Origin of the sequence: Pseudomonas syringae group sp. 247E2 (assembly GCF_032587795.1) — a bacterium.
Taxonomy (GTDB): domain Bacteria; phylum Pseudomonadota; class Gammaproteobacteria; order Pseudomonadales; family Pseudomonadaceae; genus Aquipseudomonas; species Aquipseudomonas amygdali.
Window position 1 is genome coordinate 353,307 of sequence record NZ_JAWHPK010000025.1, and the last position, 12,936, is coordinate 366,242.

A 12,936-nucleotide genomic window follows, 5' to 3' on the forward strand; every position below is an offset into this window, starting at 1 on the left:
TGGCGCGGCGGGTTTGCCGAACATCAGGTGATTGCGTATGGCATCAATGCCCTGGCCATCACGGATCTGCTGCAAGTACCAGCTTCCGTCCGCGGTGTCGCCATAAAGGCAGGCGCCGACCAGTACGTCGTTCTTGATCACCAGCTTTTTGTAGACACCGCCGATGGGGTCCGAGAGGGTGATGCTTTCAGTGCCTTCAGCACCCAGAAAGTCCCCGGCGGAAAACAGGTCGATGCCGGTGACTTTCAGCTTGGTCGAGGTCACTGACCCCGGATAACGGGCAAAGCCCAACTGGGCAAGGTGATTGGCACACACCCGGGCCTGCTCGAACAGCGGCGCCACCAGCCCGTAAGCGATGCCGCGATGGCTGACGCATTCGCCAATCGCATAGATGCGCGGGTCGTAGGTCTGCAAGGTATCGTTGACCAGAATGCCCCGGTTGCAGGGCAGACCAGCCTGTTCGGCCAGTTCGGTGTTGGGGCGTATGCCTGCGGCCATGACCACCAGATCGGTGTCGATCACCTCGCCGCTTTTGAATTGCACCGCGCGTACGCGGCCCAGATCATCGCCGAGCAAGGCTTCGGTCTGTTCGTTGAGGCGAAAACCCAGGCCGCGCTTTTCCAGCGCGGCTTGCAGCATCAGCCCGCTGGTTTTGTCCAGTTGGCGCTCCAGCAGCGTCTGGCCGTTGTGAATCACAGTGACCTGCATGCCGCGCAGGCTCAAGCCGTTGGCAGCTTCGAGCCCGAGCAGGCCGCCGCCGATGACCACTGCGCGTTTGTGTGTGACGGCGGTATCGATCATCTGACGGGTGTGGCCGATGTCGCGGTAGCCGATGACGCCTTCCAGCGTATTGCCGGGAACCGGCAGAATAAAGGGTCGTGAGCCGGTGGCGATCAGCAGGCGCTCGTAAGAGGCCTGGGTGCCGTCATCGGCGATTACCACGCGTTTGATGCGGTCGATCTTCACCACGCGACGGTTCAGCAACAACTGGATACCGTTGCTTTCGTACCAGGCCAGATCGTTGAGCACGATGTCTTCGAAATTCTGTTCTCCTGCCAGCACTGGGGACAGCATGATGCGGTTGTAGTTGGGGTGTGGCTCGGCACCGAAGACCGTGATGTCATACAGGTCTTCGCTCAGTTTCAGCAACTCTTCGAGTGTGCGCACGCCGGCCATGCCGTTGCCTATCATCACCAGTTTGAGTTTTTTCATCTTGCCTCCGAGTCACTGCAGCGCGTGCTCGACACGTTTCGCGCAAACAAAAAAAGGCGTCCCGCCAGTTGCCTGACGGGGACGCCTTTGTCCGGTCCCGTTCTATCGGGAGGCGCAGCCTTCATCGTTGAGGGCCACGCGTTATGAATGATCTGCACAAGACCATGCAGCGCCTGTGCCAACTCGCATTCACTTGCGTAAAGGGGATTTCGGTCGATGCCTCAGGCTATTTCTGCACTGCGTTGAGGCGTGCTGCACAGAAGCAGGGCGGTCTGGTTCAGTGATGGCTCATGAGCCAGATCACCAGCAGAAGATTGAGCAGCATCGAGATCAGTGCCAGCGTTTGCCAGACTTTGAGCGGTTCGCGTTCCAGCAACGGGCGCGGTTTTGCTACCACCGGACGATGCTCGGCCTGCTCCATTTCCAGCAACCACTGCTCGGCGGTTTCGTAACGCTGGTGCGGGTCGGCTTGTAGTGCCTTGTCCAGAATCTGGCTCAGCCATTGCGGCAGATCCGGTCGATAACGGCTGGCGGAGATCGGCGTGCCGAAGCGGCGATGCTGAAAGGCTTCGATCTCGCCATAGGGGTAGTGGCCTGTCAGCAGGTAGTACAGCGTGACGCCTGCCGCATACAGATCTTGCTGCGGATGCGGCTCAGCGCCGTTGAAGGCTTCCGGGGCGATGTAGCTCGGGGTGCCGGGCAAGTCGTCAGCGTTGCCGGTTGACAATCCCGGGCAGTAAGCCAGGCCGAAATCCAGCAGGCGCAGTTCGCCATCATCTGCCAGCAGCAGGTTTTCCGGTTTGATATCGCGATGAATGATGTTGCGCCGATGCAGCAGGCCCGCAGCGCGCAACAGTCGGGTCGCGAGGTCCTGCCATTGAGCCAGCGGCAGCGGCCCGTTGCGCGTGAAAACCTCGGCCAGTGTATTTCCGCAATACTCGCGCATCACGTAATACAGGTGCTGACGGTCTGCCAACGGATGGACCTCGGGAAAGAAGCGCCCGGCAACCCGGCGCAAAAACCACTCTTCAAGCAATAACCCCTGGCCAGCACCCGATTCGTCATGCCGGCTGGCTGGCAGGGTCTTCAGCAGCCACGGTTGGCCGTGGGTATCGGTCACCCGATAAAGGATGGACTGGCGCGACTGCGCCGCGATATTGCCAACCGTCCAGCCTTCGAAAATCTGGCCCGCCTTGAGCGCGGGTGGCAGTGGCCATTGCTGCAATTGCAGCAACGTATCACCCAGATCGTCTTCGCCCAGGCTGTCGACCTGAATCAGCAGGGCGCTGGCATTGTCCTGGCTGCCCGCCAGATGTGCCGCGCTGACCAGCGTTTTCACCGCCGAATCGAGGTCGTCCTGCTCGGTCAGAATCGAGCGGATGCTGGCATCGCCAAGGGTTGCCCAGATACCGTCGCTGACCAGCAACAGCCGCTCACCTTCACACAGCTCTCCGTCCAGATAGTCCATGACCACGTATTGGTCCAGGCCCAGCGCGCGCTTGAGCACATGCTGCATGTCGGCCTGTTCCCAGACGTGGTCTTCACTGATGCGCTTTAGCGTACCGGCCTGCCAGCGATAAGCCCGGCAGTCACCGACATGGGCAAGGGTGAAGCGTCGTCCGCGCAGCACCAGAGCGCTGAGGGTGGTCAGCAAACCGTTGGCCAGCAGCCAGCGATTCTGCGCCAGCAGCAGGCGGTCGAGAGACTGGGCCACGCCCCAGGTTTCCGGCGTGGCGTAATAGTCGAGCGCCAGCGCCTGTAGCGTGGACTGCGCAGCCAGTGCGCCATCGGCACACTGGCTGACGCCGTCGGCAAGGGCGAACAGATAGCCCTTGCTGGCGGCCAGTGTCGGGGCCGGAGTCACCAGGCGCAGAGCATCCTGATTTTCTGCGCGCGGACCGCTGGCGCTGAATTGAGCGAACTGCAGTTGCAGCGTCATCGGCGGTTCAGACTCGCGCCGCGGTCACAGCCGCCGAACCCCAGGTGGTTCTCCAGCGACGCTTGACGTTCAGCAGGCCGAACCAGGCCAGCACTGCCAGGCCTGCGAACAGCCACAGGCCCAACTGGTAATCGCCAGTGTTCTGTTTGATGGTGCCCAGACCCGCTGCCAGCAGGAAGCCACCGATGCCGCCGGCCATGCCGATCAGGCCGGTCATGACCCCGATTTCCTTGCGGAAACGCTGCGGAACCAGCTGAAAGACTGCGCCATTACCGGCACCCAGGCCCAGCATCGCGGCAACGAACAGGGCCAGTGCTGCCCACGAACTTGGCAGGTTGAAACCCACCGCCGCGATACCGATGGCCGCAACGGCGTACATCACGGTCAATGTGCGAATCCCGCCAAAGCGGTCAGCCAGCGCGCCACCGAGAGGGCGCATCAGGCTGCCGCCGAAGACACAGGCAGCGGTGTAGTAACCGGCAGTAATCGGGCTCAAGCCATATTGGTCGTTGAAATAGCCGGGCAGGGCGCTGGCCAGGCCGATGAAGCCGCCGAACGTCACGCTGTAGAAAAACATAAACCACCAGCTGTCACGATCACCCAGCGCCTTGAGGTAATCCGCCATGGATTTGGGCTTGCTGCGCTCCGGGGCGTTGCGCGCCATAAGCGTGAAAGCGATCAGGGTCAGAACCAGCGGGATCAGCGCCAGGCCGAACACGTTGCCCCAGCCGAAACTGGCGGCCAGTACCGGCGCGATCAATGCTGCCAGTACGGTGCCCGAGTTGCCCGCACCGGCTATGCCCATCGCCTTGCCTTGGTGCTGCGGTGGATACCATTGCGACGCCAGGGGCAGCGCGACGGCGAATGAAGCACCGGCCATACCCAGGAACAGGCCCAGCAGCAGTACCTGACCGTAGGTGTGAATGCCCAGTTGCCAGGCCGCCAGCAGTGCGCCGATGACAATCACCTGGCCAATGATGCCTGCGGTCTTGGGCGACAGCTGGTCCGCCAGCAGGCCCATGAAAAAGCGCAGCACGGCACCCGCCAGAATCGGCGTGGCGACCATCAGGCCACGTTGCTGAGTGGTCAGGTGCAGGTCAGTGGCAATCTGCACCGCCAGCGGGCCAAGCAGATACCAGACCATGAAACTCAGGTCGAAATAGAGAAACGCCGCAAACAGGGTCGGTTTATGGCCTGCCTTCCAGAAGCTTGTATCCATGTGTACACCTCATCATCTGCTAGTTAGTCAGTCGGGCCATGACCGCGACACGGGTATTCCAGACGCTGTGGTGGAGTGTTCCGAATGACGGCGACTCCACCGGCCCCGTCGCCGGGGCCAAAACGCAAAAAACGTCGCCTCTCTGTCCACATGAGCGGAAAGAGATGAGCGACGTCTTTGTCGTAAAAAGGTGATAGCCGCCGTTGGCTACCGTGCGATTGCTAAAGCAAGAGATGGGCCAATGGCGTTGCAAGCGATTAGCCGCAAGCTGCGAGCGGGTTTGGGTGATTCCCGGGAAGCAGGCGAGGGCCGGTCAGTGACCTTGAAGCGGGCGCTCGCCAGCAAAGCGCTGTAAAACAGGGCGCGCGCGCGACAGTATGCAGCTGAAAGGGCAAGATCACGCATGGCCATTGAAGAGTTTATTAAAGTTCAATGGCATTATTATTATTTCATGTGCCATTAGTGTTGGTGTTAAGTACTGTCATTGTGATGCTGTTTTGACGTGCTTGTATGACGGTTTTAATAGCGCTGATCAATAAGTGTTAATATTTATTAATATTCTGTTTATTGAAGTTGTACGATAACACCAGTCTCAATATTTAATTTACATTGCCCGGTATCTCTGACAGCATTCATTGCACCGTGATTAACACGGCTCATCCATCAGGAAATGAATTTACTCTTCACTACGGCGATCTGTAATTGCAAATTGCCTGTCAATTTCGATAAATGTTTACTTTTAAAAAGTAATCGGCTACTCGCTCTTTTTCCGGTTTTCAGTTGCCCCCAAGGGCTTGAAACACCGATCCCGGGTACCTCCCGGCAATACAGCCGCGCCGACCGGGCTGTCTTCCTCTTCGCGCTTCATTGCAGGCGCCAATAAAGGACATCATCATGAGTAACATCAATTACGCACCCACCATCTGGTCCAGAGCTGATGCGCTGAAGGTCAATGAAAATGATCCGACTACCACGCAGCCTCTGGTAAGCCCGGATTTTCCGGTCATGAGTGATACCGTATTCATCTGGGACACCATGCCGTTGCGCGAGCTTGACGGCACCGTGGTTTCAGTCAACGGCTGGTCGGTGATCGTCACGCTGACGGCTGACCGCCACCCCGACGATCCGCAGTATGTCGGTGCCAATGGCCGCTATGACATCAAGCGTGACTGGGAAGATCGTCATGGCCGGGCACGCATGTGCTACTGGTACTCGCGCACCGGAAAGGACTGGATCTTTGGTGGCCGGGTAATGGCCGAAGGTGTGTCGCCAACCACCCGGGAGTGGGCGGGCACACCCGTACTGTTGAATGATAAAGGCGATATCGACCTGTACTACACCTGTGTAACGCCGGGGGCAGCAATTGCCAAAGTACGTGGCCGTATTGTGACGTCTGACAAGGGCGTGGAATTGAAAGACTTTACGGAGGTGAAAACACTGTTCGAGGCCGACGGCAAATATTACCAAACCGAAGCGCAGAACTCGACCTGGAACTTTCGCGACCCCAGTCCGTTTATTGATCCCAATGATGGCAAGTTGTACATGGTTTTTGAAGGCAATGTCGCCGGCGAACGCGGCACGCATACAGTAGGCACCGCAGAACTTGGTCCTGTTCCGCCAGGTCATGAGGAAACAGGCGGTGCCAGATTTCAAGTCGGCTGTATCGGACTGGCCGTTGCGAAAGACCTCAGTGGTGATGAGTGGGAAATACTTCCGCCGCTGGTCACCGCAGTGGGCGTCAATGATCAGACTGAACGCCCGCATTATGTATTTCAGGACGGCAAGTATTACTTGTTCACCATCAGCCACAAGTTTACTTATGCCGATGGTGTTACGGGTCCGGATGGTGTTTACGGGTTTGTCGGCGAGCATTTGTTCGGGCCTTACCGGCCGATGAACGCTTCCGGCCTGGTGTTGGGCAATCCGCCCGCACAGCCATTTCAGACTTACTCGCACTGTGTGATGCCGAACGGTCTGGTGACCTCGTTCATCGACAGCGTACCCACCTCTGGCGAGGATTACCGCATTGGCGGTACCGAGGCACCGACGGTGAGGATTCTACTGGAGGGCGATCGCTCGTTTGTGCAGGAAGTGTATGACTACGGCTACATCCCCGCGATGAAGAACGTGGTGCTGAGCTGACCGACTGCACGCATTAACCTGGTAGCGGAAGAACGCCTGTGCGAGCAGGCGTTCTTCGCTCGTTTACCCCAGCAACTCGCTCATCGCGATAATTTGCTCGGCCACCTGAATCAGCTTTTGCTGGCGACTCATCGCCTGACGCCGCATCAGGGTGTACGCGTCTTCCTCGTTGCAATCCTTCATTTTCATCAGCAGCCCCTTGGCCAGCTCGATGCGCTTGCGTTCGGCCAGTTGCTGATCGCGGGCATGCAGTTGCGCACGCAGCGCCTGATCGCTCTCGAAACGGGCCATCGCCACGTCCAGAATCGGTTGCAACCGTTGCGCCTGGATACCCTCGACGATATACGCACTGACCCCGGACTTGATTGCCTGGCGCATCACGCCCGGATCGTGCTCGTCGGTGAACATCACGATGGGCCGCGGCTGGTCACGGCTGACCAGCACCACTTGCTCCATTACGTCGCGTCCTGGCGATTCGGTGTCGATCAGGATGACGTCCGGGCGCACCGCTTCAACGCGGGCGGGCAAGTCGATGATCAGTCCGGATTCGTCGATTACTTCAAAACCGGCCTCTATCAATGCCGATTTGAGGCGACCGACTTTTCTGGCCGTGTCATTGATAAGCAGGATACGCAGCATGGTCACGTTCTCCGTCAACGACTGGCCACAGCGGGCGCGTTGGCGGCCAGCGAGTGGAGCTTGAAGCTACGCGCGTAGCCTGCGGGGTCGCTGCCGTCCCAGACCTTGCCATCGATCAACTGACTGCTGCGCAGGGTTGCAGTGGGTGCGTCGATGCCCAGCGCATCAGCTGCCTGGCGATACAGGTCCAGTTGCTGGACACGGCTGGCGACAGCCAGGTAATCCGGGTCTTCACGCAACAGGCCCCAGCGCCGGAACTGAGTCATGAACCACATGCCGTCGGACAGCCACGGATAATTGACCTGCCCCTGATCATGGAAACTGACTGCATGTGGGTCCTGCCAGTGATTGCCGAGGCCGTCGCTGTAGTGGCCAAGCAGGCGTGGCTCGATGCAGTCCGGCGAGGTATCCAGATAATCCGCACCGCTGAGCAACTGTGCGGTGCTGCGCCGGTTATGGTCGCTTTCCTCGATGAAACGGCTCGCTTCCAGTACGGCCATGATCAGCGCTCTGGCGGTGTTGGGGTTCTGCTCGACGAACTCACGGGTACAGCCCAGCACCTTGCCCGGGTGATCCGGCCAGATCGACTGGCTGGTCGCCATGGTGAAGCCCAGTTGCTGCTGAACGGCGCTGGCGCCCCAGGGTTCGCCGACGCAGAAACCGTCGATGCGCCCAGCCTGCAGGTGTTGCGCCATTTGCGTGGGTGGCACCACGACACTGGTCACATCATCGAGCGGATGGATGCCTTGGCTGGCTAGCCAGTAGTAGAGCCACATGGCGTGGTTGCCGGTGGGGAAGGTCTGCGCGAAGGTCAGCCTTGATCCGCTTTGGTGCGCGCGTTTGTCCAGTGCTTCAGGAGTGATCACGCCCGCCTCCTGCAACTCGCGGGACAGGTTGATGCACTGGCCGTTCTGGTTGAGTCCCATGAGGATGGCCATGTCGGTCGCCGGACCACCGCTGATGCCCAGTTCCACCGCATAGATCAGACCATACAGGCTGTGTGCCGCCTGCAACTGCCCGCTGACCAGTCTGTCGCGCAGCCCGGCCCAGGAGGTCTGACGCTCGAGGTTCAGGCTCAGGCCGTATGGCTGGGCGAAACCCTGAGTGGCCGCAACCACCAGCGGGGCGCAGTCGGTCAATGCCATGAAGCCCACGTCCAGGCTGTTCATTTCCGGGGCGTCACTACCGGCCACCCAGTCCAGCGCATTACCGGTTCGTTCGTTCATCGCGCGTGCTTCATCAAAGGTCCGTCCAGAAAAAAGGCGTCGTCCGACCCATTGCAATGCAAGTGTCGAAGCGACGCCGTTGTCCATGCACCGCTCCGCCGTTGGAGTGAGTGCCGATAGCGGTTTCAAGCAAGGCATATGCCATCGCCGGGGAAGAGTGAGCAACAAGTTTGTCGCGCGCCTCGCCTGACAGGCCTGCACGCGTCTATAATCGCCACCCTGAATTCAGCTGCTCACGAGCCCATCCCGCCATGTATAACCTGGCCCGCCAGTTACTGTTCAAACTTTCTCCGGAAACCTCTCATGACCTGTCGCTGGACCTGATCGGTGCAGGCGGGCGGCTGGGCCTTAATGGCCTGCTGAGCAAGTCCCCGGCGAAGTTGCCGGTCAGTGTGATGGGGCTGGAATTTCCCAACCCTGTGGGGCTGGCAGCAGGTCTGGACAAAAACGGTGCAGCCATTGATGGCTTTGCGCAGCTGGGTTTCGGCTTCGTCGAGATCGGTACTGTGACGCCACGTCCACAGCCGGGCAACCCCAAACCGCGCATTTTCCGCCTGCCGCATGCCGAGGCGATCATCAATCGCATGGGCTTCAACAATCTGGGCGTCGATAACCTGGTGTCCCGAGTCCAGGCGGCAAAGTATCGCGGCATTCTGGGCATCAATATCGGCAAGAACTTCGACACGCCGGTCGAGCGTGCGGTGGACGATTACCTGATCTGCCTGGACAAGGTCTATGCCCACGCCAGCTACGTCACCGTCAACGTCAGCTCACCCAACACGCCGGGGCTGCGCAGTCTGCAGTTCGGTGACTCGCTCAAGCAACTGCTCCAGGCCCTGAGCCTGCGCCAGCAGGAACTGACGCAGCGGCACGGCAGACGCGTGCCGTTGGCGATCAAGATTGCCCCGGACATGAGCGATGAAGAAACCGTGCTGGTGGCCTCTGCACTGATCGAGTCGGGCATGGATGCGGTGATTGCCACCAACACCACGCTCAGCCGCCAGGGTGTGGAAGGGCTGCCGCATGGCGATGAAGCGGGTGGTCTGTCGGGCGCGCCGGTGCGGGAAAAAAGCACGCACATCGTCAAGGTGCTGGCCGGTGAGCTGGCAGGTCGTCTGCCGATCATTGCCGCTGGTGGTATCACTGAAGGCCGGCATGCCGCCGAGAAGATAGCCGCAGGTGCCAGTCTGGTGCAGATCTATTCCGGTTTCATCTACAAGGGCCCTGCGCTGATTCGCGAATCGGTGGACGCCATTGCGGCAATGCCACCGGCCGTACGCTGAATCGAAGGCAAAAAAAGGGGCTCCTCGAGAGAGCCCCTGGGCGTTGGCCCGCCGCCCGGGTCGGGCGTGCATGGTACAGGTGTGAATCAGTCAATCATGTAGGTGGCCCGACAGAGGCCGAAAGTCTTTGATGTGAATCGCCTCATCCGACCGCGTGAAGTTCGTTGAGTCTGTGGATGCCCGCAGTGCCGGTCATACCGTCCCAGTTGTCGCCGCGTCCTTCGCGCCAGCCATTGATCCATGCCTGGCGTACTGACGGTAGAGTAAAAGGGCAAAGCTCACGGGATTTACCATGAACGCCGTATTGATATCCGCGTAAAAATGCTCTTTCCAACGGATCACGCTTAAGTCTTCTCATAGGGTAATGCCCTCGTCTGTTGACTGTAATATCCCTGAGACCCCTTGATGAGGTCGGGCAGAATCTTCTGCCGTTGGTGCCCGCTGCCGGCGTCGCGGGCCTTGATGTCATAACCGTTGCGGAGATGACCTGAGACGATTTCTAACCAAAGCACAGGTCGATGTGAATGATCGTTTTGTCATAAGCACGTCATATTCAGGTCTGTCGAGCAATAAGCAATGGTTTGTTCAAACACTGATTGTTTGGCGCAGCCCTTTTGACGCAGGGGTTTGCGAGCCAGATGAGATCGCTTGTCAGTCTCGTATGGTGGCCTAATGCCTTGGCTGGTTAAGCGACGAAGGGTCGCGATGGGCACGGTGGAAATGTGACTTTTCCAGCGTGACTTTTTAATTACGTCTTTTTATTGCCGACATTGTCCTGGCGGATATCTGTTCTAATACTCCCGAAAACTGCCGCAATGACATGACAGGATCATGCGGTGGACCGGCACACATCACGTGCCACGCAGGCGTTCTCCACGAAAGACGCCTGTTCAAATCTGGCAGGGCAATGCGTTGCCCGCCGCAGACGGCTCAGGCCCTGGAATACACATGTCGGATCGCTACGAACTTTTCCTTACTTGCCCCAAAGGCCTCGAAGGACTGCTTGCCGAGGAAGCTACGGCACTGGGTCTGCAAGAGACCCGCGAGCACACATCGGCCATTCGCGGCTCGGCCGACATGGAGACCGCCTACCGGCTGTGCCTCTGGTCGCGGCTAGCCAACCGCGTGCTGCTGGTGCTCAAGCGCTTCCCGATGAAAGATGCCGAAGACCTCTACCACGGCGTACTGGATGTCGAGTGGCATGATCATCTCGAGTCCGATGGCACCATCGCAGTGGAGTTCAGTGGCCACGGGTCGGGCATCGATAACACCCACTTCGGTGCATTGAAGGTCAAGGATGCGATAGTCGACAAGCTGCGTACTCCGGATGGCGAGCGGCCGTCAGTGGACAAGATCAACCCTGACCTGCGCGTGCACCTGCGCCTGGATCGCGGCGAGGCAATTCTGTCTCTCGACCTCTCTGGCCACAGCCTGCACCAGCGCGGCTATCGTCTGCAGCAAGGTGCTGCGCCCCTGAAGGAAAACCTTGCCGCCGCGATCCTGATTCGTGCTGGCTGGCCGCGCATTGCTGCCGAGGGCGGCGCGCTGGCTGACCCAATGTGCGGTGTCGGTACGTTCCTGGTCGAGGCAGGCATGATCGCCGCCGACATCGCCCCGAACATCAAACGCGAACGCTGGGGCTTCTCTGCCTGGCTCGGCCACGTTCCGGCGCTGTGGCGCAAGCTGCACGACGAAGCGCTGGCACGCGCAGAAGCAGGGCTGGCCAAAACGCCTTCATGGATTCGCGGTTACGAGGCCGATCCGCGGCTGATCCAGCCTGGGCGCAACAACATCGAACGTGCAGGTCTGAGTGACTGGATCAAGGTCTATCAGGGCGAAGTCGCGACCTTCGAGCCGCGTCCCGACCAGAACCAGAAAGGTCTGGTGATCTGCAACCCTCCGTACGGCGAGCGCCTGGGTGACGAAGCCAGCCTGCTGTATCTCTACCAGAACCTCGGCGAGCGCCTGCGTCAGGCCTGCCTTAACTGGGAAGCTGCGGTGTTCACCGGCGCGCCTGACCTGGGCAAGCGCATGGGCATTCGCAGCCACAAACAGTATTCGTTCTGGAACGGCGCCTTGCCGTGCAAATTGCTGCTGATCAAGGTCACGCCTGATCAGTTCGTGACCGGCGAGCGTCGCACACCCGAGCAGCGTCAGATCGAGCGCGAGAACCCTGTCGAAGTTGAAGTTGTTGAAAGAAAGCTCAACAAGAACGGCAACCCGATCAAGCCGGAACCGGTGGTGGTCGAACAGGCGCGCCTGAGCGAAGGCGGGCAGATGTTTGCCAATCGCCTGCAAAAGAACCTCAAGCTGATGGGCAAATGGGTGCGCCGCGAAGGTATCGATTGCTACCGCGTCTACGACGCCGACATGCCTGAATACTCGCTGGCGATCGACCTGTATCACGACTGGGTTCACGTTCAGGAATACGCAGCGCCCAAGTCCATCGATCCGGAAAAGGCTTCGGCCCGGCTGTTCGATGCACTGGCGGCCATTCCGCAGGCGCTGAACATTGACAAGAACCGTGTGGTGATCAAACGTCGCGAGCGTCAGAGCGGCACCAAACAATATGAGCGTCAAAGCGCGCAGGGCCAGTTTCTGGAAGTCAGTGAAGGCGGCGTCAAGCTGCTGGTCAATCTGACCGACTACCTCGACACCGGCCTGTTTCTCGACCATCGTCCGATGCGTATGCGTATCCAGCGCGAGGCCTCCGGCAAGCGCTTCCTGAACTTGTTTGCCTACACCGCGACGGCCAGCGTGCATGCCGCCAAGGGCGGCGCGCGCAGCACCACCAGCGTCGACTTGTCGCGTACTTACCTGGACTGGGCGCGGCGTAACCTGTCACTGAACGGCTTCTCCGACAAGAACCGTCTGGAGCAAGGGGACGTGATGGCCTGGCTGCAGGCCAATCGCGACGAGTACGACCTGATCTTCATCGATCCGCCGACGTTCTCCAACTCCAAGCGCATGGAAGGCATTTTTGATGTGCAGCGTGATCAGGTCGAGCTGATCGATCTGGCCATGGCGCGTCTGGCACCGGGTGGCGTGCTGTACTTCTCCAACAACTTCCGCAAGTTCGTGCTCGATGAAAATCTGAGTCAGCGCTATGCGGTCGAGGATATTACCGCGCAAACCATCGACCAGGATTTTGCCCGCAACGGCAAGATTCACCGCGCCTGGAAAATCATGGCGCGTGCCTGATACGGTGTGTGATGAGCTTGCCTGTAACAGTTTTGTACAGGTTTGCTCATCGCTCCCTATGAAAATTACTGGCGA

8 protein-coding genes and 1 pseudogene are annotated in these 12,936 nt (G+C 59.4%); 3 read left to right on the top strand and 6 right to left on the bottom strand.

The annotated features are described in order from the left end of the window. Positions 1–6: 6 nt before the first annotated feature. The 3 genes and pseudogenes from RYC18_RS21785 to RYC18_RS21795 all read right to left on the bottom strand — a co-directional run. Positions 7–1,212 (bottom strand): annotated as a pseudogene (locus RYC18_RS21785) (NAD(P)/FAD-dependent oxidoreductase); the annotation flags it as partial. Positions 1,213–1,489: 277 nt separating this feature from the next. Then, positions 1,490–3,151: a bifunctional protein-serine/threonine kinase/phosphatase gene (locus RYC18_RS21790; RefSeq protein ID WP_057404363.1), complete on the bottom strand. Its 1,662-nt coding sequence runs from the start codon at positions 3,149–3,151 to the stop codon at positions 1,490–1,492. A 7-nt stretch (positions 3,152–3,158) separates the two neighbouring features. Beyond that, on the bottom strand, positions 3,159–4,370 hold the full coding sequence (locus RYC18_RS21795; protein WP_002553050.1) for a nitrate/nitrite transporter: 1,212 nt from the start codon (positions 4,368–4,370) through the stop codon (positions 3,159–3,161). 894 nt (positions 4,371–5,264) lie between these two features. Between RYC18_RS21795 and RYC18_RS21800 the strand changes: the two genes are divergently transcribed. Beyond that, on the top strand, positions 5,265–6,512 hold the full coding sequence (locus RYC18_RS21800; protein WP_016980862.1) for a glycoside hydrolase family 68 protein: 1,248 nt from the start codon (positions 5,265–5,267) through the stop codon (positions 6,510–6,512). Positions 6,513–6,575: 63 nt separating this feature from the next. On the opposite strand, the gene RYC18_RS21805 is transcribed toward RYC18_RS21800, so the two are convergent. Both RYC18_RS21805 and RYC18_RS21810 read right to left on the bottom strand, forming a co-directional pair. Continuing rightward, complete coding sequence (locus tag RYC18_RS21805; RefSeq protein ID WP_002553052.1) at positions 6,576–7,151, bottom strand: ANTAR domain-containing response regulator; 576 nt, start codon at positions 7,149–7,151, stop codon at positions 6,576–6,578. 14 nt (positions 7,152–7,165) lie between these two features. Next, on the bottom strand, positions 7,166–8,377 hold the full coding sequence (locus tag RYC18_RS21810; protein ID WP_316886829.1) for a CmpA/NrtA family ABC transporter substrate-binding protein: 1,212 nt from the start codon (positions 8,375–8,377) through the stop codon (positions 7,166–7,168). A 251-nt stretch (positions 8,378–8,628) separates the two neighbouring features. On the opposite strand from RYC18_RS21810, the gene RYC18_RS21815 reads away from it, so the two are divergent. After that, positions 8,629–9,660, top strand: a complete 1,032-nt coding sequence (locus RYC18_RS21815; protein WP_004659287.1) for a quinone-dependent dihydroorotate dehydrogenase — start codon at positions 8,629–8,631, stop codon at positions 9,658–9,660. Between the two features lie 142 nt (positions 9,661–9,802). Here RYC18_RS21815 and rmf read toward each other — a convergent pair whose 3' ends face one another. Further along, positions 9,803–10,018, bottom strand: coding sequence for a ribosome modulation factor (gene rmf / locus RYC18_RS21820; RefSeq protein ID WP_002553055.1), 216 nt, complete (start codon positions 10,016–10,018; stop codon positions 9,803–9,805). A 590-nt stretch (positions 10,019–10,608) separates the two neighbouring features. On the opposite strand from rmf, the gene rlmKL reads away from it, so the two are divergent. Then, positions 10,609–12,861, top strand: coding sequence for a bifunctional 23S rRNA (guanine(2069)-N(7))-methyltransferase RlmK/23S rRNA (guanine(2445)-N(2))-methyltransferase RlmL (rlmKL, locus tag RYC18_RS21825; RefSeq protein WP_005746066.1), 2,253 nt, complete (start codon positions 10,609–10,611; stop codon positions 12,859–12,861). Positions 12,862–12,936 lie beyond the last annotated feature (75 nt).